Annotated in this window: 14 protein-coding genes; 12 read left to right on the forward strand and 2 right to left on the reverse strand. The window is 60.0% G+C overall.

What is annotated here, in order from left to right:
- Positions 1 to 4 precede the first annotated feature (4 nt).
- From K5E37_RS04950 to K5E37_RS04985, 8 genes are all read left to right on the forward strand, one after another.
- Entirely contained in the window at positions 5 to 601 is a 597-nt protein-coding gene (locus K5E37_RS04950) for a cysteine dioxygenase (protein ID WP_221533272.1), read from the forward strand.
- On the forward strand, positions 598 to 1,254 hold the full coding sequence (locus tag K5E37_RS04955) for a glutathione S-transferase family protein (RefSeq protein ID WP_221533273.1): 657 nt from the start codon (positions 598 to 600) through the stop codon (positions 1,252 to 1,254). The genes K5E37_RS04950 and K5E37_RS04955 overlap by 4 nt, the downstream gene beginning before the upstream one ends.
- 21 nt (positions 1,255 to 1,275) lie before the next feature.
- Positions 1,276 to 4,044, forward strand: a complete 2,769-nt coding sequence (gene metC / locus K5E37_RS04960; protein WP_221533274.1) for a cystathionine beta-lyase — start codon at positions 1,276 to 1,278, stop codon at positions 4,042 to 4,044.
- Positions 4,045 to 4,530: 486 nt separating this feature from the next.
- A complete protein-coding gene (locus K5E37_RS04965; RefSeq protein WP_221533333.1) occupies positions 4,531 to 6,585 on the forward strand; it encodes an ATP-binding cassette domain-containing protein in 2,055 nt (684 codons plus the stop codon).
- A gap of 87 nt (positions 6,586 to 6,672) precedes the next feature.
- A complete protein-coding gene (locus K5E37_RS04970) occupies positions 6,673 to 7,650 on the forward strand; it encodes a glycine betaine ABC transporter substrate-binding protein (RefSeq protein ID WP_258713606.1) in 978 nt (325 codons plus the stop codon).
- Positions 7,647 to 8,573, forward strand: coding sequence for a homocysteine S-methyltransferase family protein (locus tag K5E37_RS04975; RefSeq protein ID WP_221533275.1), 927 nt, complete (start codon positions 7,647 to 7,649; stop codon positions 8,571 to 8,573). Before K5E37_RS04970 ends, K5E37_RS04975 begins: the two co-directional genes overlap by 4 nt.
- Positions 8,566 to 9,033 carry a peptide-methionine (S)-S-oxide reductase MsrA gene (msrA, locus tag K5E37_RS04980; protein ID WP_221533276.1) on the forward strand — a complete coding sequence of 156 codons (468 nt, stop codon included), beginning with the start codon at positions 8,566 to 8,568 and terminating at the stop codon, positions 9,031 to 9,033. Before K5E37_RS04975 ends, msrA begins: the two co-directional genes overlap by 8 nt.
- Before the next feature lie 214 nt (positions 9,034 to 9,247).
- Positions 9,248 to 9,763: a cupin domain-containing protein gene (locus K5E37_RS04985; protein WP_221533277.1), complete on the forward strand. Its 516-nt coding sequence runs from the start codon at positions 9,248 to 9,250 to the stop codon at positions 9,761 to 9,763.
- 199 nt (positions 9,764 to 9,962) lie between these two features.
- Here the strand turns inward: K5E37_RS04985 and K5E37_RS04990 are convergent, their stop codons facing one another.
- Positions 9,963 to 10,574 carry a dTMP kinase gene (locus K5E37_RS04990; protein ID WP_085603664.1) on the reverse strand — a complete coding sequence of 204 codons (612 nt, stop codon included), beginning with the start codon at positions 10,572 to 10,574 and terminating at the stop codon, positions 9,963 to 9,965.
- 148 nt (positions 10,575 to 10,722) lie between these two features.
- Between K5E37_RS04990 and K5E37_RS04995 the strand changes: the two genes are divergently transcribed.
- From K5E37_RS04995 to K5E37_RS05005, 3 genes are all read left to right on the forward strand, one after another.
- Positions 10,723 to 11,856: an aminotransferase class V-fold PLP-dependent enzyme gene (locus tag K5E37_RS04995; RefSeq protein ID WP_221533278.1), complete on the forward strand. Its 1,134-nt coding sequence runs from the start codon at positions 10,723 to 10,725 to the stop codon at positions 11,854 to 11,856.
- A gap of 270 nt (positions 11,857 to 12,126) precedes the next feature.
- A complete protein-coding gene (locus tag K5E37_RS05000; RefSeq protein WP_221533279.1) occupies positions 12,127 to 14,532 on the forward strand; it encodes a glucose/quinate/shikimate family membrane-bound PQQ-dependent dehydrogenase in 2,406 nt (801 codons plus the stop codon).
- A gap of 84 nt (positions 14,533 to 14,616) precedes the next feature.
- On the forward strand, positions 14,617 to 15,915 hold the full coding sequence (locus tag K5E37_RS05005; protein ID WP_221533280.1) for a carbohydrate porin: 1,299 nt from the start codon (positions 14,617 to 14,619) through the stop codon (positions 15,913 to 15,915).
- Positions 15,916 to 15,982: 67 nt separating this feature from the next.
- On the opposite strand, the gene K5E37_RS05010 is transcribed toward K5E37_RS05005, so the two are convergent.
- A complete protein-coding gene (locus K5E37_RS05010; protein ID WP_221533281.1) occupies positions 15,983 to 18,178 on the reverse strand; it encodes an OsmC domain/YcaO domain-containing protein in 2,196 nt (731 codons plus the stop codon).
- Between the two features lie 177 nt (positions 18,179 to 18,355).
- Between K5E37_RS05010 and K5E37_RS05015 the strand changes: the two genes are divergently transcribed.
- Positions 18,356 to 20,977 (forward strand): EAL domain-containing protein, encoded by a 2,622-nt coding sequence (locus K5E37_RS05015; protein ID WP_221533282.1) that lies wholly within the window; start codon positions 18,356 to 18,358, stop codon positions 20,975 to 20,977.
- The last annotated feature ends 99 nt before the right edge of the window (positions 20,978 to 21,076 follow it).

The raw sequence follows: 21,076 nt of genomic DNA on the forward strand, positions 1-21,076 counted from the left end.
ATTAATGAGTACCGTGAACCGTGCCGATGTCATCGAGGACTTCCTGAAGAAAGTCCGCGTCATCCATCAACGGGGCGTCGACCGCGCTGCGCTGGACGAAATCGTCAGCCTGCTGGAAACGCTCGCCGAACGCCGCGACCTGTTCAACTTCGATGAATTCCCGGCGCCGGTGCCGGGGCAGGGCAGCACCGCGTTCCGCTACCGTCTCAACGATGACGGCGACACCCCGACGCTGTACCTGAACTCGCTGCTGCCGGGCAAAAGCACCATCCCCCACAACCACGAGACCTGGGCAATCATCAGTGCCATCGAAGGCCAGGAAATCAACTACGTCTATACCCGCAGCGATGAGGGCCGCGAGCCTGGTTTCACCACGTTGCACCTGCAAAAGGAAGTCATCGTGCAGCCCGGCACCTCAATCTCGTTTTTGGGTGAAGACTTGCACGGGATTCGTGTCGATGGCCAACAGCCGACCCTGCATATCCATTTGTACGGCTTGCCGCTGGAATCCCTCAACGGGCGTTACGGCGTTGAGGCCGACGGGCGCATTCTCAACTACAACGCCTCGCAAATGGCGCCGTCGATCAAGGCCTACGCATGATCGATCTGTATTACTGGCCGACCGGCAACGGTTTGAAAGTCGGCATTCTCCTGGAAGAACTGGGGCTGGAGTACCGCGTGCTGCCAGTCAACATCCGTGAGGGTGAACAGAAGCAGGCGGCATTCCAGCGCATCAGCGCCAACGGGCGGATTCCGGCGATTGTCGATCATGCGCCTCACGGCTTGATTGAACCGCTGAGCCTGTTCGAATCCGGTGCCATCCTCAATTATCTGGCCGACAAGGCCGGACGATTCCTGCCAGCGGCGGGCACTGCCGAACGTCAGAAGGTGCAGGAATGGCTGTTCTGGCAAGTGGGGCACGTCACGCCATACCTGAGTCAGTTGCAGCTGTTCAAGGAGAAGGCGCCGCAACCGCAGGCGTTTGCCCTGGAACTGCTGGCGGGCGAGGCGGCGCGCTTGTATGGCGTGCTGGAGCGACGGTTGTCCGAAGTGCCCTGCGTGGCCGGTGATTATTCCATCGCCGACATGGCGATATTCCCGTGGATTCAGCCGCAGCGACAGGGGCAGGAACTGCAGGATTTTCCGCACATTCGGGCCTGGCGCGAACGCCTCAAGGCGCGCCCGGCCATTCAACGTGCGTATGCCAAGGGCCGCGACGTGGCGGCCAGTGAACGCGCTCTGGCGCTTCAATAATTTTCTTTCGAGCGCAACCCCATGAGTCAGATCGTAACCCCAGCGCAATTGCAGCAGTGGCTGTTCGACGGGCAGGAAATTGCCCTGTTCGATGTGCGTGAACATGGCCAGTATGGCGAAGCCCATCCGTTCTTTGCCGTCAATCTGCCCTATAGCCGGCTGGAACTGGAGGTTCGGCGACTGGCGCCCAACCCTCAAGTGCGACTGGTGATTCATGACCAGAACGGCGGCGATGTTGCCACGCGTGCCGCGCGGCGCCTTCAGGCGTTGGGGTATGACCGCGTGCATATTCTTGAGGGCGGTGCCGATGGGTGGCAGGCCGCCGGTCATCAGTTGTTTGCCGGCGTGCATGTGCCATCCAAGGCATTTGGCGAATTGGTCGAAGAGGTCAATCACACCCCCCATGTCACCGCGCAACAACTGGCCGAATGGCAAACCCGAGGCGAGCCTCTGGTGCTGCTCGACGGCAGGCCGTTCGATGAATACTACAAAATGACCATTCCTGGTTCCGTGTGCTGCCCCAATGGCGAACTGGGGTATCGCATCCATGACCTGGTGCCTGACGAAGACACGCCGATCGTGATCAATTGCGCCGGTCGTACCCGCAGCATTATCGGTGCGCAGACCCTGATCAACCTCGGATTGAAGAACCCGGTGTACGCCTTGGAAAACGGCACACAAGGCTGGTATCTGGAGGACTTCGAGCTTGAGCACGGCAGCACCCGGCGTTATGCCGAGTCGGTGACCGCAGCGCCATTGACCACACAGCGCCTGGCGGCTGCCCGACTGGCCGAAAGAGCCGGCGCAGAGACAGTGACGGCTGCACAGGTCGAGCAATGGGCCGGCGATGCTGATCGCAGTCTGTTTTTGTGTGATGTGCGCACCGCCGAAGAGTTTGCCGCCGGCAGTCTGCCGGGCGCGCAACACACGCCAGGCGGTCAGTTGGTTCAATCGACCGATCTGTATATCGGCGTGCGCCAGGCGCGACTGGTGCTGATCGACAGCGATGGTGTCCGCGCCCGGATTGTCGCGAGCTGGCTGCGTCAGGCGGGGCATGAAGCCTATGTGCTGGCAGGGGGTGTGAGCAGCACGCTGTCGCTGCCGGAAAGCGATGGGGTCGCCCACGAGGCATTGCCCCTGATCACGGCGCAGGCACTTTCCGATGCACTGAAGGATGACGCCGTCGCGCTGATCGATCTGCGGCCGAGCATGACTTATCGCAAGGGCCACATTGCCGGGGCGCGCTGGTCGATTCGCTCCTTGCTCGCACAACACGTGGCGGGCGAGCAGCGGCCGCTGGTGCTGTTGGCCGAGGTTGCCCAACTGGCTGCGCTCGCCTCACAGGAACTGCCACAAGCTCAGCGCGCGCAGGTACGGCTGCTGGACGGCGGCCTTGATGCCTGGCGTGCGGCCGGTTTTGCCGTGCAGGAAAGTCCGGACGCGCTCACTGATGAGCAATGTATTGATTTTCTGTTCTTTACCCATGACCGCCACTCCGGCAACAAGGACGCAGCGCGTCAATACCTGACGTGGGAAATCGGTTTGCTGGCGCAGATGAACGCCGACGAAATCGCCAGTCTCGAACCGTTGCAGGTGCAGGCACGTCCGGGGTCGCACGTGCATACGCGGCTGGTGCATTCGGCACTGGCCCAGGGGGCCGGTGGCCGCGCAGTCAATGTGCCGGTGACTCGCTTGAGTACGGTGTTGTTCGACAACCTGGCGCAAATGCGTGACGCCCGTGCTCGTCGTGATAGCGAGCGGGTACTGAGTTATGGCGCGCGCGGCAATCCGACGGCGTTCGCCCTCGAAGACCTGGTCACCGAGCTGGAGGGTGGGTATCGCACGCGCTTGTACGGTACCGGGCTGGCAGCGATCGCACAGACGTTTCTCGCTTATCTGCGACCCGGTGATCATGTGCTGATCACCGACGCGGTATACGCGCCGGTGCGACGCCTGGCACGGGAGTTTCTTCAGCCCTTCGGCATTGAAGTCAGCTATTTCGCGGCCGACGGCCGTGACCTGGAGGCCCGGCTGCAAGCCAATACCCGAATGGTCTACACCGAAGTGCCTGGCTCGTTGTTGTATGAACTGTGCGACTTGCCGGCCATGGCTGCCCTGTGCAAGCCGCGAAGTATCCTGCTGGCTGTCGACAATACCTGGGGCTCCGGTTACCTGTACCGTCCCTTGGCGCTCGGTGCAGATATCTCGATCATGGCACTGACCAAATACCTGAGCGGCCACAGTGACGTGGTCATGGGCAGCGTCTGCATGACCGAAGACGCATGGCCCGCACTGGCGGCCATGAGCGACAGCTTTGGAGCGACCGTCAGCCCTGACGATGCGTATCTGGTGCTGCGTGGCGCTCGAACGCTCGCGTCACGACTGCAAGTGCACGAGCGTCAGGCTCTGGAAGTCGCCCACTGGTTACAGGCACACCCGCAGGTGAAGCAGGTGTTCCATCCGGCCTTGCACGATCATCCCGGCCATGCCTTGTGGCGCCGGGACTTCACTGGCAGCAATGGCCTGCTGTCCTTTGAATTGCGTGAAACGGACGCCGCGTACGTGGAAAGTTTCATCGATGCGCTGCAACTGTTCGGATTGGGGGCTTCCTGGGGCGGTTTTGAAAGTCTGATCACCGTGGCCGATACCGGCGATCGCGACAGTGCGGCGGATCGCTTATTGAATCCGGTGTTGCGCTTGCACGTCGGCCTGGAGGATGTCGCCGACTTGATTGAAGATCTGCAGCGCGGGTTTGCGGCTTTGGAAAGGGATCAAGGTCGTGCCGTTTGATGTTCGCTCACTCAGTGAGGGGGCTCTGAGGTAGCGTCTGCACAGGCGCGGAACACTCCATCAAAACCGGGCTGAGTCTGCTGCTGGATGTCAGCCCGTCGATGAGTCGATCAAGCGTTGACCGGCACGGCTCTGGGCCTGCGATACAGGATCGTTGTCGGTGCGCAGCACGTCCGGCGGTCGGCACGCAGCAAAACCAGATCGCTTTGAAAAGCACCTCCGGAAAACCGGGCGGGAAAGCCTAAGCTCATTCCAAAAAGATATTTATTTAATCTTTTTAAGATCGTTTAGCTTTTAGCAAAGAAAACGTGCAGCGCCTCGCTTGCGGCGTTTTTTTGCCTCAGGCCAACCCTGTCCGCGGTTATTGCCTGAGGCTCCTGTCCATTTTTTCTACCCTGAACGGCCATATATCTGGCCGTCAGCGGTTCGTTGCCGGGAGCCCTCGTGACACTTATTAAAACCTCTTTGGCAGCGGTACAGGTCGGCTTGCCTGAACGATTGGCCCCACTCACCGACGATAGCGCCGAGGAGGGCGATGTTGTCCTGGAACTGCGAGGCGTCACTAAAGCTTATCTGCGCAAGGGCGGATCGCCGTTGCCGGCTGTCAACCATGTCAGCTTGAAGGTCCGGCGCGGCGAAGTGCTGTGCCTGATGGGCACCTCCGGCAGCGGCAAATCGACCTTGCTTCGCCATATCAATCGTTTGATCGAACCCACCAGCGGTGAGGTCTTGATTGAAGGTCAGGCTATCAGCGGTCTGAGCCACAAAGCGTTGCGGGATTTGCGCTCGCGGCGAATCGGCATGGTGTTCCAGCATTTTGGTCTTTTGCCCCATCGCACGGTGCTGGACAACGTTGCGCTGCCTCTGGAGTTGCGCGGCGAATCCGAGGCCGTCCGGCACGCAGCGGCCACCCGACAGTTACAGGCGATGGGCCTTGAGGGATGGGGCGAGCATTATCCCCACGAGTTGTCCGGCGGTATGCAGCAAAGGGTCGGTCTTGCGCGGGCATTGGTGACTGATCCGGATATTCTCCTGATGGACGAGCCTTTCAGCGCGCTGGATCCGACCATCCGGCGAGACCTGCAAAGGCACTTTCTGGCCTTGGTACGCGAGCGCGGGATTACCACGTTGCTGGTCACCCACGATCCTGCCGAAGCGGTCCGTCTCGCTGATCGGATAGCGGTATTGCGCCAGGGACGTCTGGTGCAGTCGGGCACCCCGAAACAGCTGCTCGAGACACCGGCCGATGCTGAGGTCGCGGATTTTTTCCGCGATTGCCTTCCAGCCGCACCGGTATTGCACGATGCCGGTGGCGCGGTACGTCAGGTTCCCGAAACGGCACCGAAGGAGCAACCGGTTCAGCCGGGCTTGCGCGGCTGGCAAGCCCTGTTGCTCGGGCCGGCAGCGCTGGCGGCGCGGGGCCGAGGCGGGTTGTTCTGGCTCGGGTTCGCCGCAGAACTCGCGGCTCTGGCCACTGCGGTGCAGGGCATCGCGAGCGCATCCTGGATATCGGTCGTGGTGGGATTGGCCTTGCTGGCGGCCAGTCGTTTCACCGCGTATTCGCTGAGCCGTCAACCGGTGCGGCGCGCCGTTTCGAGTTGGGCGTTGCCGCTGGCGGTGCTGCTGGTCAGTCAGGCATTGGTGATCTGGCGCGTGTTGACGCCCGATACCACCCAGGCGTTCTTGCAGTTCCCGGCCAGCCGCCAGGCGCTGTTACTGACTGCACAGAGCCTGGATGATTTTATTGGTTGGTCACAGGTGACATTCGAGAGCGCTTTTGTCGGCGTGATCGTTGCGGTTCGCACGGTCATTGAAGGAATCGAATCCCTGCTTGGTTGGCTGCCTTGGCCGGTTTGCGCGCTGGCGCTGGTATTGCTGGCCTGGCGCTCGGCGGGCATGGCCCTGGCGCTCACCAGCAGCGCAGCGTTGTTGTATATCGGCCTGTTCGGGTTTTGGGAGCGGACAATTGCCACGCTGGCGCTGGTTGGTTCGTCGGTGCTGATCGCACTGGTGATCGGCGTACCCACCGGCATTTTGCTGGCGAAGCGGCCGTTTGCCCGCAGGCTGCTCACGCCTTTGCTGGATGTCATGCAGACCCTGCCGACCTTTGTCTACCTGATTCCCGCTGTGGCGTTCTTCTCGGTGGGCAAGACTCCGGCAGTCATTGCGACGGTGATTTTTGCCCTGGCACCGATGATTCGTCTGACGTCCCTGGGCATTCAGGAAGTCCCGAAGGATGCCGTGGAAGCGGCAATCGCCCATGGAGCGAACCCTTGGCAAACCCTGGTGAAGGTGCAACTGCCGCTGGCGCGAAGATCACTGTTGCTGGGGATTAATCAGACCATTGTCATGAGCCTGTCGATGGTGGTGGTTGCTGCCCTGATCGGCGCTGGAGGACTGGGTTACGACGTCATGACGGCGTTGCGCAATATCAAGGGCGGCGAGGGCGTGCTGGCCGGCGTGGCGATCGTGCTGTGTGCATTGATCCCCGATCGAATCATTCAATCGAGCTTGCGCAAGCAAGACCATCTGCATAACTGAACAGTGAGACTTATCGTGGCAAAACATCTATTGCGTAACTTGAGTGCGGCTGCAGTGCTGGCGTCCCTGATCGTGCCGGCCAGCGTGATGGCCAAGGACAAAATTGTCATTGGCGAGCAGAACTGGACGGGGGCTATCGCCATTCAACACATTTTGGGTGAGGTGATCAAAACCCGTCTGGACGGTGATGTGTCGTATCTGGCCGGGGACGTGCCGGTGCTGTTCAGTGCGGCGGCCAAGGGCGACGGTTCTGTGGATGTGCTGACGGACATCTGGCTGCCCAATCAGTCGGCGGCGTGGGCCAAGTACGTCACCGGCGGCACCCGCTCACTGGTGCCCAATGCTCACCCTTATACCGGCGAACAAGGCTTCTACATTCCCGGTTATCTGCAAGACAAGTACGGCGTCAAATCGATCTACGACCTGAAAAAACCGGAAGTGGCCAAGCTCTTCGAGCCTTTGGGCGGCGGCAAGGCCGAACTGCTGGTGGGGCCGGCGGGCTGGGAGTCGACCTATATCGGCCAGATCAAGGCCAAGGATTACGGCTTCGCCGATAAATTCGAGTCCGTCTCGACGGAAGCCTCGGTGACTTACGCCAAACTGGCCTCGGCTTACAAGGCGCAACGCGGCGTGGTGTTCTACGCCTATACCCCTGACTGGATTTTCTCGGCCTATGATCTGCGTCGTCTGGAAGAGCCCGCGTTCGATGGCTACGCCCAGGACAACAAAAAAGAAGATCCTCTTTACAAGGCGGATGGCTGCTGGAAATTCGTCAGCCCGACCGTCGATCCCGACTGGCTGAACAAGAGCCACATCACCTGCGCCTTCCCGGATGCCAAGGTGTACGTCCTGGCTTCCACCGCACTGCAAAAGCGCGCACCGAAAATTGCCGAGTTTCTGCACAATTTCGCCATCGACCCGGCACAGTTGAACGGACTGATCCAGAAGATCGAAAAGGAAAAACAGCCAGCAGACGTCGCCGCCAAGGCCTGGGTTCAAGCCAACCCTTCTACTGTTGATCAGTGGTTTGCAGGGCAGGCGCAGCAAGTGAGTTCATCCCAATGACCAGAGCGAACGTACGTGTGCTCGATGGCGGCATGGGGCGGGAGTTGAAGCGAATCGGCGCGCCGTTCCGTCAACCGGAATGGTCGGCCCTCGCGCTGATCGAAGCGCCCGAGTATGTGCTGCAGGCGCATCAGGCGTTCGTGACAGCGGGCGCCCGGATCATCACCACCAACAGCTATGCGGTGGTGCCTTTTCACATTGGCGATGAGCGATTTGCCGAACAGGGAAGAGCGCTGGCTGAGCGCGCCGGACGCTTGGCGCGGCAGGCCGCCGGCGAAAGTACCGATGCGGTCACCGTGGCCGGGTCGTTGCCGCCGGCGTTGGGGTCGTACCGGCCGGATCTGTTCGATCATCAGCGTTCAGTAGCGATCCACCGCGAACTCATTGCTGGATTGCAGGCGCACGTCGATGTGTGGCTGGCCGAAACGCAAAGCTCCATTGCTGAAGTGCGGGCGGTGGTCGAAGCCCTCGGAACGAATCCCGCGCCACTCTGGGTGTCATTCACGCTGTTGGACGAAGAGGGGCGGGAACCGCGATTACGCTCAAACGAGGCCGTTGCCGATGCGGTTCGCGTGGCGGCCGAACTGGGGGCTAAAGCGGTGCTCTTCAATTGCAGCCAGCCGGAAGTGATGGCCGCGGCCTTGATTGAGGCACGCGCTGTGATTGAAAACCTGGATCATCCTGTCGAACTGGGGGTTTATGCCAATGCTTTCCCCCCTGTCAGTGCCAAAGCCGAGGCCAATAGCGATTTGTTGGAAATTCGGCGCGATCTGGGCCCCGAGTCCTACCTGGACTGGTCGAAATCATGGGTTGCCGCAGGGGCCAGCATTGTCGGCGGATGCTGTGGAATCGGCCCGGAGCATATCGCCCAATTGCATTTGCACCTGCACTATCAAAAGGGTGAGGAGGCCGCGCATGAGTGATTTTTCAGGCGACGTTCTGTCAGAGCAGGCGACATTGGGTGCCGGCTGTTTCTGGGGAGCGGAAGCTTCATTCCGGGCATTGCCGGGTGTGCTCGACACCCGTGTCGGGTTCGCGCGGTCAGACTTGGGTGACGCCACCCTGATCGAAGTCGTGCAAGTCGACTTCGACCCCCGGCTCATTTCCTACAGCCGTCTCGTCGAGCACTTCTGGACACTGCATGATCCCACGTCAGTCGACCGGCAGGGTGCGGACGTCGGGGCGAAATACCGTTCCGCGCTGTTTTTCAACAGTACCGAGCAGTCCCGACTGGCACTTGTCGCCAGGCAGCAGCTGGACGCCAGTGGCCAGTTGGGCAAGCCAGTGGCTACGGTGATCCTGCCACTGGGTGAATTTCAAAAGGCGGATGAAGAACATCAGCGCTACCTTGAAAAGCACGGTGGCAGCGCCTGTTCGATTTGATGCATATGCAACGCTTTTGCCGTCACGGCCGAGGCGTTGCAATCGCAAGGGTCGGCGAATGGGGCAAGCCGAAATTGACGCAAGAGTGAATCCACAGGAATACGGGCAGGTAAGGGTGTATAAAAGTGATTAAAATCGTCGAAATACAGTTAACTACACTAAATAGATGTTTAGTCGAGTTATTACAGATCGTATTGAAACGATGGAGCAGGTCATGAATCCACGCCCGATTACTGCATCGAACTTGATTGCGTCACTGGACCTTGAGCCTCACGTCGAGGGTGGTTTCTTTCGCAGAACCTACCAGGCCGATCATCGGGACATGCTCGAAACCGCCGGTGGGCCGCGTTATTTGATGACGTCGATTTATTACCTGTTGACCGAAGAATCACCGGTTGGCCAGTTTCATTTCAACCAGTCAGACATCCTGCATTATTTCCATATGGGCGATGCCATCGAGTACAGCCTGATTCATGCCGACGGCTCGCTGCAGACGCTGGTGATGGGCAGCGACGTTCTGGCCGGACAACAACTGCAATTGCACGTACCGGGCGGAATCTGGAAAGCCTCCAGGTTGCTGAATGGCGAGAACGGATTTGGTTTGATCAGCGAAGCGGTTTCACCAGGGTTTGATTTCGCGGATATGGAAATGGGGAGTCGGCGGAAACTCACAGCGCGGTATCCGCAGTATCGAGCGCTGATTGAAAAGCTGACGCGTGACGAGGATTGAGAGCAGCACATTTCAAATAGAGAGATCAGCAGGCATCAAGGATCAGGTCCTTTGAGAGAGATGCCAGAGATTGAAATGGTGTGCGCAACCGTACTGACTCCGTAATACTTTGTTACGTGTAATGTATATTATGTTAAATGATGTGTCTGGGCGGAACTTTACCAATCCCTACCGAAACCTCGGTGACCCACCTCGGCAATCAGCTAAACAATTCATAGATCTCAGAAACCACCTGCATCGTAGCGCCTTCGATCGTTCCTTCATTACGGCACAAAACCCAGCCGTGATCCGCAGCCGCTTGCTCAAACATCTCCGTACACGCGACATGCTCAGCGTGCTTTTGAATCACAGTACCGCCCAGTCCTCTGGATCGTGCCGTTGCCCTGGCCCATGAAATATCCGGCGTGGTGACGACTCCGACATGCAGGTCTGGCACCTGCACGTTTTGCTCGATATTCAACTGGAGAATCTCTGCAAACGAGACGGTATGGCGAAACGCGGCGTCAGACGGATACCAGCGATCGATCAGGATAATGCTGTCCAGCGGTTGTTCAGTCAGCACGTGCCGGGAGATCCAACTGCGGCTCTCAGCAAAGCGCTGACACACAGCCCACTCCAGGTCCCGGGAGGGATTTCTGGCGAGTTCGTTAACGAGGGCCATGGTGGCACCCCGGTAAGGATCGCTTTTTCTCTCGCAAAGCCGGATGACTTTCTTGTTGTCGGCCCTCAGTACTGCCGTGACGGCTTCCAATAATGTGGTTTTGCCGGTTCCTTTTGGCCCATCCAGAGAAATAAACAGCGGACGATTCATTTTTCACACAACGATTGAGGCATTGGTGACCACTCTATCTTCATTTCTGTAATTCAATCAGCTCATCCCTGCCCTTTGCCTAGACTTGCTTCCCAATGATGTTCGCCAGACCTTTTGACTGCCAGGGAATCGCATAAGGAGCCACCCCATGTCAAAGCTATATCCCGGAATCGATCCTGAAGGGCTTATCGAGTACTCCGTGGTCTACACCGACCGCTCGCTCAACCACATGTCGCAGACATTTCAGGCCGTGATGAAGAACATTTCCCAGACCCTGAAACAGGTTTACAGCGCCGAGGCGGTTGCGGTGGTTCCGGGCAGCGGCACATTCGGCATGGAAGCGGTGGCGCGCCAGTTCGCCACCGGCCAGCAATGTCTGGTGATACGCAACGGCTGGTTCAGCTATCGCTGGAGCCAGATCCTTGAGACGGGCAACATCCCGGCGGCCACTACGGTACTGAAAGCCCGACCGGTCGAAACGGGTCGCCAGGCTGCCTACGCCCCGCCACCACTGGACGAAGTGCTGGCAGCCATTGCGGCGCAAAAGCCGCAGATTGTCTTCGCCCCCCACGTTGAAACCTCATCAGGAATTATCCTGCCCGACGAGTACCTGCGGGCCGTCGGCGACGCCGTGCATGCGGTGGGTGGGCTGTTCGTGCTGGACTGCATCGCTTCCGGCACGCTTTGGGTTGATATGCACAAGTGCGCCGTCGACCTGCTGATCAGCGCACCGCAAAAAGGCTGGAGCGCCTCCCCGTGCTGCGCCCTGGTGATGTTCAGTGCTCTGGCCCTCGAACGCATCGAGCAGACGCAAAGCAGCAGCTTCGCCTGCGACCTGAAAAAGTGGCTGCAGATCATGCAGGCCTACGAACAAGGCGGACATGCCTACCATGCGACCATGCCCAGCGATTCCCTCGCGCGGTTCAACGACGTAATGAAAGAGACGCAAGCCTACGGTTTCGAAAAGGTCCGCGACGAACAACAGGCTCTGGGCGATCGGGTGCGCGCCATGTTGACCGGCAAAGGCTTCAAAAGCGTGGCCGCAGCCGGTTTTCAGGCCCCAGGCGTCGTGGTGAGCTACACCGATGATGCCGATATCAAAAACGGTAAGAAATTTGCCAGCCACGGTTTGCAGATCGCCGCCGGGGTGCCGTTGCAATGCGACGAACCGGCTGACTTCCAGACCTTCCGCATCGGTCTGTTCGGACTCGAAAAGCTGTACAACATCGAGCGTACGGTCAGCACCCTTGAGCAGGCACTGGATGAGGTGATGGTTAGCTAAGCCCTCACCTCGCCCACAGCCAATACCGTTCCCGCCGATTCTGTGCGGCGGGAACCAACAAGCCTGATCAACCTGTCATAAATTCCATATCCGCTGGCAAATAAAAGACTTTTCCACCGTTCCAATAGCCGCTGAGGATCCGCGATGACAAGGCCAGCGTCGATTCGTCGCACCATTTAGCGCCAAAACCCCTTTCATTCTGAATTAGTGATTTAACTAGGTAGTTACCTAACTATATAATGCCCTCCTCATTTCAACGGGACATTCAACGTGAAGCAGAGTCAACGCCTCTCGGGCATATCAACATTCATTCTGGTCGGGCTGGGCGTGATCATCGCCCTGCTCGGCCTGGCACTGGCCGCTGGCGGTGTGAAATTGGTCAGCCTGGGAGGCTCCTGGTACTTCCTGGTGGGTGGTCTGGCGATGGCCATTTCCGGTCTGCTGATCGCACGCCGCAAGCCTTCCGGTGCCTGGCTGTTCGCGGCGTTCCTGCTGGGGACGGCGATCTGGGCAGTCATCGACGCAGGGCTGGTGTTCTGGCCGGTGTTCTCTCGCCTGTTCATGTTCAGCGCGGTGGGTCTGGTGGTCGCGCTGGTCTATCCGCTGCTCAAACGCGCCAATGGTGACGTTGCAGGTCGCGGTGCTTACGGCGTTGCGGCTGTTCTGGCGGTTGGACTGGCGGTGGCTGCCGGCAACATGTTCGTCGCGCACCCGACCGTCGCCCCTACCGGCACTGGCCCGGGCCTGACGCCGGTCGAGCCGGAAAAGGCGCAGAAAGACTGGGCGCACTACGGTAATACCGAGGGTGGCAGCCGCTTCGCCGCGCTGGACCAGATCAATCGCAGCAACGTCGACAAGTTGAAAGTCGCGTGGACCTACCACACCGGCGATATCGCCGAGAGCGACGGCAACGGTGCCGAGGACCAACTGACTCCGCTGCAGATCGGCAACAAAGTCTTCATCTGCACCCCGCACAACAACCTGATCGCGCTGGATGCCGATACCGGCAAAGAACTCTGGAAAAACGCGATCAACGCTCAATCCAAAGTCTGGCAGCGTTGCCGTGGCATGGCGTATTTCGACGCCAGCGCCGCCGTCGCCAAACCGGCCAGTTCGCCGGTTACCGAGACCCCGGCCGCTCCCGCCGCCAACTGCACACGCCGTCTGCTGACCAACACCATCGACGCCCGCCTGATCGCGGTCGATGCCGACACCGGCGAGTTCTGCCAGGGTTTCGGCAACAACGGCCAGGTCGATCTGAAAGCCGGTCTGGGTGATGTCCCGGACAGCTACTATCAATTGTCCTCCGCGCCGCTGATGGCCGGCACCACCGTGGTGGTTGGCGGTCGTGTGGCCGACAACGTGCAGACCGACATGCCGGGCGGCGTGATCCGTGGTTTCGACGTGATGACCGGCGCGATGCGCTGGGCATTCGACCCGGGCAATCCGCAGGATAAAAAGGCACCGGCAGACGGCAGCACTTATGTGCGCAGCACGCCGAACAGCTGGGCGCCGATGTCCTATGACCCGGCGACCAACACGATCTTCCTGCCGATGGGCAGCTCGTCCACCGACATCTATGGTGTCGAGCGCAGCAAACTGGATCACACCTACGGCGCCTCGATCCTGGCGCTGGACGCCAACAGCGGCGAAGAAAAGTGGGTCTACCAGACCGTGCACAACGATCTCTGGGACTTCGACCTGCCGATGCAGCCAAGCCTGATCGATTTCACCAAGGACGGTAAAACCGTTCCGGCGGTGGTGATCGGCACCAAGGCCGGGCAGATTTACGTGCTCGACCGTGCCACCGGCAAACCACTGACCGACGTTAAAGAAGTACCGGTCAAGGCGTCGAACATCCCGAACGAACCCTACTCGCCAACCCAGCCGAAATCGGTCGGCATGCCGCAGATCGGTGCCCAGCACCTGACCGAATCGGACATGTGGGGCGCCACGCCGTACGACCAGTTGCTGTGCCGGATCGACTTCAAGTCGATGCGCTACGACGGGCTGTACACCGCGCCGGGTACTGACAAATCCCTGAGTTTCCCGGGCTCGCTGGGCGGCATGAACTGGGGCAGCATCTCGACTGACCCGGTGCACGGCTTCATCTTCGTCAACGACATGCGCCTGGGTCTGTGGATTCAGATGATCCCGTCGCAGAACACAGGCAAGGCAACCTCTGGTGGCGAAGCGTTGAACACCGGTATGGGCGCCGTGCCGCTGAAAGGCACGCCTTACGCAGTGAACAAAAACCGCTTCCTGTCGGTCGCCGGCATTCCGTGCCAGGCCCCGCCGTTCGGTACGCTGACCGCCATCGACATGAAAACCCAGAAAGTCGCCTGGCAAGTTCCGGTCGGCACCGTTGAAGACACCGGCCCGCTGGGCATCCGCATGCACCTGCCGATCAAGATCGGTCTGCCAACCCTCGGCGGCACGCTGTCGACCCAGGGCGGCCTGATCTTCATCGCCGGCACCCAGGACTTCTACCTGCGCGCGTTCAACAGCGGCAACGGTGAAGAAGTCTGGAAAGCGCGTCTGCCAGTCGGCAGCCAGGGCGGCCCGATGACGTATGTATCGCCGAAAACCGGCAAGCAATACGTGGTCATCACCGCTGGTGGCGCTCGTCAATCGACCGACCGTGGCGACTACGTGATGGCGTACGCCCTGCCGTAAACCGCAGCGCCCTCCTTCACTTCACTTGTGCGCGGCACCTTCGGGTGCCGCGTCGTTTCATGTCCTTCGCTCTGGATTTCAGCAATGTCATTGGCTGTTCGCTTTTCCCACGCCGGGGTCTTCACCGGCATGCTGTTCGGTCTCACCTGCGGCGCTGCCCTGCCCGCCCTCGCCGATACCGATTCGAACGTGTTCACCCGCAACACCCTGACCGGCGACTGGGGCGGCCTGCGTCATCAGCTCGATGAAGATGGCATCAAGTTCACCGGCGACTATACCGGCGAAACCGCCTACAACGCCGACGGCGGCCTGCATCGCTCGGCGCGTTATTCGCAGAACATCAAGCTCGGTGCGCAGTTCGACCTGAGCAAACTGTACGGCGTCGACAACGCCGGCAAGATCCAGTTGAGCATCAACGACCGACGCGGCAACAGTGCCTCCGAAGATCTGGTCGGCAACCGTCTGCCGATCCAGGAAAACTACGGCGGCCTCTACACCCGCCTGACCGAGCTGAGCTACGAGCGCAGCCTGTTTACCCCGGCGCTGAACGTCAAGCTCGGCTACATGGCCATGGGCAACGACCTCGGCGGCCTCGACAGCGGCATCCTCTGCAACTTCATGAACGCCGGTTTCTGCGGCCATCCGCTGAACATGTCCGGTGGCAGCGGCTGGACCAACTACCCCAACGCCCACCTCGGTGTGCGGGTGAAATATGACCTCTCCCCTGCCTGGCAACTGCGCGTGGCCGCGTTTAACGTCGACCCGGAAAGTAACGGCAACTCCAGCCGCGCCTGGCACCTGGGCCCGAAACACACCACCGGCACCGTGGTGCCGATCGAGCTGGTCTACAAGCAGGCAGGCAAACTGCCCGGCGAGTACAAGGTCGGTTATTACTACGACAGCTCCGACGTTAAACGCATCGGCAGTGACAAGGAAGTGTCCGGACGCGGCGGCCACTACGTCCTGATCGACCAGGCCGTCTGGGCCTCGGACACCTCCGAAGGCCGCAGCCTGCACGCCTTCGGCCAATACTCGGCGGCCAGCGAAGCAGCCTCGCCGTTCAGCAAGTGGTACGGCACCGGCCTGGTGCTGTACAAACCGTTCGAAGGCCGCCCTCGCGACACCGTTGCCCTCGGCTACGGCCGCGCAGTACCGAACCCGCGCAGCCGCGATGTGCAGCAAGACGCCGCGCTGGACAATGGCGCAGCGTTTCCAAACCTGGACAGCGCCGAGCAATTGATCGAACTCGGTTACGGCTATCAGGCCACGCCTTGGCTGACGCTGCGCCCGAATATGCAGTACATCATCGAGCCGGGCGCGTTTTCCGGGAAGGACATCGACAATGCATTGGTGTTTGGATTGCAGGTGAAAGCCGCACTCTGACACCAACATTTGCCGACCACAAAAAAAGCACCCGAAGGTGCTTTTTTTGTGGGTGCCGCCAAACGAATCAACCCGCGAAGTTGGCCCGCGCTGCGTGCAGTTTCTTGTAGCTCTCGATCAGACGCAGGTGCCGATCCAGCCCTTCCAGCTTCATGCTGGTCGGCGTCAGACCGTAGAAGCGCACGCTGCCGTTGACCGAACCGATCGCCGCATCCATGCGTTCGTCGCCAAACATGCGGCGGAAGTTGGCTTCGTAGTCTTCCAGCTCCAGATCTTCGTCCAGCTCCATTTCCAGCACCACGTTGACCGCTTGATAGAACAAGCCGCGCTCGACGGTGTTGTCGTTGTATTGCAGGAAGGCTTCGACCAGATCCTTGGCCTGCTCGTACTTCTGCAAGGCGAGGTAGATCTGCAGGCGCAGTTCGAGGATGGTCAACTTGCCCCATGGGGTGTTGTCGTCGAACTCGATGCCGATCAGCGTGGTGATGTCGGTGTAATCGTCCAGTTCGCTGTGTTCCAGGCCTTTGGCGAGGTTGCGCAGACCGACTTTGCTCAGGTTGTGCAGGTTGAGGATGTCGGCACGGAATTGCAGCGCTTTGTTGGTGTTGTCCCAGATCAGGTCTTCTACCGGATAGATCTCCGAATAGTCCGGTACCAGAATGCGGCAAGCCTTGGCGCCGATGTGCTCGTAGACCGCCATGTAGACTTCCTTGCCCATGTCTTCGAGGATGCCGAACAGCGTCGCGGCTTCTTCGGCGTTGGAGTTTTCGCCGTTGCCGGAGAAATCCCACTCGACGAATTCGAAGTCGGCCTTGGCGCTGAAGAAACGCCACGACACCACGCCGCTGGAATCGATGAAGTGCTCGACGAAGTTGTTCGGCTCGGTCACGGCCTGGCCCGAGAAGGTCGGCTGCGGCAGATCGTTGAGGCCTTCGAAGCTGCGGCCCTGCAGCAACTCGGTAAGGCTGCGTTCCAGCGCCACTTCGAAGCTCGGGTGCGCGCCGAACGAGGCGAACACGCCGCCGGTGCGCGGGTTCATCAGCGTCACGCACATCACCGGGAATTCACCGCCCAGGGACGCGTCCTTGACCAGCACCGGGAAGCCCTGCTCTTCCAGCGCCTTGATCCCCGCGAGGATGCCCGGGTACTTCGCCAGTACCTCTTGCGGCACGTCCGGCAGGGCCATTTCGCCTTCGAGGATTTCGCGTTTGACCGCCCGCTCGAAGATCTCCGACAGGCACTGTACCTGGGCTTCAGCCAGGGTGTTGCCGGCGCTCATGCCGTTGCTGAGAAACAGGTTTTCGATCAGGTTGGACGGGAAGTACACCACCTCGTTGTCCGACTGGCGCACGAACGGCAGCGAGCAGATGCCGCGCTGGGTGTTGCCGGAGTTGGTGTCGTACAGGTGCGAGCCGCGCAGTTCGCCGTCGCGGTTGTAAATGCCCAGGCAATATTCGTCGAGGATTTCCGCAGGCAACTCGTCTTTGGCGCCGGGCTTGAACCAGCGCTCGTCCGGGTAATGCACGAACTCGGCATTGGCGATGTCTTCGCCCCAGAACTGATCGTTATAGAAGAAGTTGCAGTTCAGCCGCTCGATGAACTCGCCCAGCGCCGAGGCCAGCGCGCCCTCTTTGGTCGCGCCCTTGCCGTTGGTGAAGCACATCGGCGACTGCGCATCGCGGATGTGCAGCGACCAGACGTTGGGCACGATGTTGCGCCACGAAGCGATTTCGATCTTCATGCCCAGGTCGGCCAGAATCCCCGACATGTTGGCGATGGTCTGTTCCAGCGGCAGGTCCTTGCCGGCAATGCAGGTGCCCGCGCCGGACGTGGAAGCCGGCATCAGTAGCGCCTGGGCATCCGCGTCGAGGTTCTCGACTTCCTCGATCACGAACTCCGGCCCGGCCTGCACCACCTTCTTCACCGTGCAACGGTCGATGGAGCGCAGGATGCCCTGGCGATCCTTCTCGGAGATGTCCGCCGGCAGCTCGACCTGGATCTTGAAGATCTGGTTGTAGCGGTTTTCCGGATCGACAATGTTGTTCTGCGACAGACGAATGTTTTCGGTCGGGATATTGCGGGTGCTGCAGTACAACTTTACGAAGTAAGCCGCGCACAAGGCCGACGACGCCAGGAAATAGTCGAACGGACCCGGTGCAGAGCCATCGCCCTTGTAACGGATCGGTTGGTCGGCCACCACCGTGAAGTCATCGAACTTGGCTTCGAGTCGGAGGTTGTCGAGAAAATTGACCTTGATTTCCATGCGGGTTACCAGAATAGCGGGCTAAACAAATTGGCCGCCATTATCCGGCTTTTGAGCGTGAAGTCTTGTGCTTTTGCGCAACGGGGCCTGAGTGGTCAGACACCTTTGGCGAACTTCTGAACATCTCGAAGCTGAAGATGTTCTAGATTGAAGAAGTACCGGATCAAGGACGAGCAAATGGACATCTCCAGCCGTGCGACGTCGTTACCCACCCTGCAAGGCTCTGTTACCCGGCGCCTGGCCATTGCAGTGGGCGCGCTGTTCATTGCCGGAGTGATGGCGGCGACCGCTGCGTTGCTCGGCATTGCTACTCAACTGGATGAGGATGACGTCAACGACGTGCGGTTCTATTCGGCCCGGGCGCTGGAAAACCGGATTACCGCATCCAAGAACTACATCACCAGTTACGCCTATTGGACGACAGCGTATGAACGTTTGAGCGGTACGGTCGACACGAACTGGGCGTACACCGAGCAGAACATGGGCAAGACCCTGTTTACCAGCGACGGCTATGACGGTCTGTTCGTGCTGGATCGGGAACGCACCAAATACGCCGTCGTTCGCGGGCAAATGCTCGATGCGCAAATGCCCCAGTTCCTTCAGCTTTCGGCGAACAGTCTGGTTGAGCAAGTGCAGAGTCAGCCCGACCTGACCAAGCCCGTCAGTACTTATTCATTGTTCGAAGACTGGCCGGCGCTGGTCACCGCGGCGGCGATCCTTCCCAACGATGAGCGCCCGGTGGGCGAACCACAAAAGACCTCGGTGCTGGTATTCGTCGACAAGCTGACGCCCACCAAGTTGCGCAAGATCGGCAGCGGGTACGGGCTGAACAATCTGTCGCTGGCTCCGGACGACAGCATCGACCCGGGCCAGCCCCGCGTCCCGCTGGACAGCACCGGATACAGCCTCGTTGCGGATCTGGAGCGACCGGGCCTGCATCTGCTGTGGTCGTTGTTGCCCACCCTCGGCTCTGCTTTGATTGTGTTGATGGCGCTGACAGCCTGGTTCTTTCGCCATGCGTTGCGTTCCTCGCGCTATGTCGATAACAGCTTTGAAGCGATGCAGGCCTCGAATCAGGCACTGCTGGCGTCCAACCGCGCACTGGAAGCCAGCGAGGAGCGCTTCCGGGCGGTGGCCGAAGCGGCGTCCGACTGGATCTGGGAAGTGGATGAAGCGTTGTCCATCACCTATCTGTCGACCCGGTTCAGTGCAGTCACCGGTTATCCGCAGGCCCAGTGGATCGGGAAACACATCGGGCACTTGCTTGTCTGCGACACCACTCCGCTGGATCTGTGGCTGAAGAAACTCGACGAAGAGAGCAACGCCAGCGACCTGCGCTGCACCTACCGTGACCGCAAGGAACAACAGCGCCACTGCCGCCTCTCGGCCAGGCCCATCGTGGAAAGAGGGGCAGTGGTCGGCTATCGCGGCACGGCCAGCGACATCACCGATGAAGTCGCCGCCCATGCGCAGATCCAGCACCTGTCCTTGCATGACGCGCTGACGGGATTGCCCAATCGCAACAAATTGTCGCGCTATCTGGACGACGCTCTGCTGCTCAAGGAGCACGCCCCGCCGGTGTCGCTGTTGATGATTGACCTGGACAATTTCAAGCCGATCAACGATTCGCTCGGCCACCCCGCCGGCGATGCTGTTTTGCAGGAGGTTGCCGGCCGACTGCGCGAATGCACGCGTGACCACGATATCGTCGCCCGTCTGGGCGGTGACGAGTTCGTCGTTGTGCTCTGCGGCATGGACACGCATCAGGAGATCGACAGATTCTGCACACGCCTGATCGGCAGCCTGCATCAGCCCATCCACTTCGAACAGCAACCGTTGCACATCGGCGCCAGCGTCGGAATCGCCCTGAGCCGGCGTCACGGGTACGTGGCCAGTGAGCTGATCCGTTGCGCGGACATTGCGCTGTACCAGGCCAAATCCGAAGGCAAAAACACCTGGTGCTATTTCGAAGCGCACATGAGCGATCAGATCCAGACCCGTCGGCAGATGGAGGACGACCTTCGAAGGGCCCTGACGAACAACGAGTTCGTGCTGCACTATCAACCCCGATACAAGGTCGATGGCAAGGAAATCGTCTCGGTCGAGGCACTGGTGCGCTGGCAGCATCCTGCAAAAGGGTTGCTCGGGCCGGATTTGTTCATTCCGCTGGCCGAACAGACAGACCTGATTGTTCCCTTGGGTCGCTGGGTCCTGCGTGAGGCTTGTGAAACCGCACTGACCTGGCCGGCGGACATTCTCCTATCGGTCAACCTGTCACCTGCGCAGTTTGCGATCAGCGATGTGGTCGAAGATGTACGCGAAGTGCTGGTGGGTACTCGCTTCCCGGCCAGCCGGCTGGAGCTGGAAATCACCGAGAACGTAATGCTCAACGACACGGACGGCGCGTTGACCACCATGACTGCGCTCAAGGAACTGGGCGTGCGCCTGAACATGGATGACTTCGGCACCGGTTATTCCTCCCTTGGCTATCTGCGGGCCTACCCGTTCGATGGCATCAAGATCGACAAACGCTTCATTGCTTCCATCAGCACCGGCGCCAATGATCGGGCGGTGGTGCAGGCCATCATCGGACTGGGTAAAGCGATGGGGCTGACCGTGACCGCCGAAGGCGTCGAAACCGAGGAACAACTGGACATTCTGGGCAAGGATCAATGCAACGAAGTCCAGGGTTATTACATGAGTCGCCCGATCGACAAGGCGGCCTTCGCCAGTCTTCTGCAAACATCAAGAGCCGCTGTTGTCGATCCTTCCAGACAGCGAAAAGGCCGGGTGACCTGAGGACGCTGACTCAGCACATCCGCTCAATCGCGGCGCGACGGTTTGCTTCAGTATCCGGCGACTTCCATCACGGCCGGTCACTGACACATGAAAGGTTTC

It is taken from the genome of Pseudomonas sp. RIT778 (genome assembly GCF_019718735.1).
Lineage (GTDB): Bacteria > Pseudomonadota > Gammaproteobacteria > Pseudomonadales > Pseudomonadaceae > Aquipseudomonas > Aquipseudomonas aphyarum.

Excerpts from the sequence above, each read along its gene's own strand:
- metC (WP_221533274.1), top strand. The coding sequence starts at position 1,276 with ATGAGTCAGATCGTAACCCCAGCGCAATTGCAGCAGTGGCTGTTCGAC.
- K5E37_RS05010 (WP_221533281.1), bottom strand. The coding sequence starts at position 18,178 with ATGGAAATCAAGGTCAATTTTCTCGACAACCTCCGACTCGAAGCCAAG.
- K5E37_RS04970 (WP_258713606.1), top strand. The coding sequence starts at position 6,673 with ATGGCCAAGGACAAAATTGTCATTGGCGAGCAGAACTGGACGGGGGCT.
- K5E37_RS04985 (WP_221533277.1), top strand. The coding sequence starts at position 9,248 with ATGAATCCACGCCCGATTACTGCATCGAACTTGATTGCGTCACTGGAC.
- K5E37_RS04975 (WP_221533275.1), top strand. The coding sequence starts at position 7,647 with ATGACCAGAGCGAACGTACGTGTGCTCGATGGCGGCATGGGGCGGGAG.
- K5E37_RS04950 (WP_221533272.1), top strand. The coding sequence starts at position 5 with ATGAGTACCGTGAACCGTGCCGATGTCATCGAGGACTTCCTGAAGAAA.
- K5E37_RS04955 (WP_221533273.1), top strand. The coding sequence starts at position 598 with ATGATCGATCTGTATTACTGGCCGACCGGCAACGGTTTGAAAGTCGGC.
- K5E37_RS04990 (WP_085603664.1), bottom strand. The coding sequence starts at position 10,574 with ATGAATCGTCCGCTGTTTATTTCTCTGGATGGGCCAAAAGGAACCGGC.
- msrA (WP_221533276.1), top strand. The coding sequence starts at position 8,566 with ATGAGTGATTTTTCAGGCGACGTTCTGTCAGAGCAGGCGACATTGGGT.
- K5E37_RS04995 (WP_221533278.1), top strand. The coding sequence starts at position 10,723 with ATGTCAAAGCTATATCCCGGAATCGATCCTGAAGGGCTTATCGAGTAC.
- K5E37_RS05005 (WP_221533280.1), top strand. The coding sequence starts at position 14,617 with ATGTCATTGGCTGTTCGCTTTTCCCACGCCGGGGTCTTCACCGGCATG.
- K5E37_RS05015 (WP_221533282.1), top strand. The coding sequence starts at position 18,356 with ATGGACATCTCCAGCCGTGCGACGTCGTTACCCACCCTGCAAGGCTCT.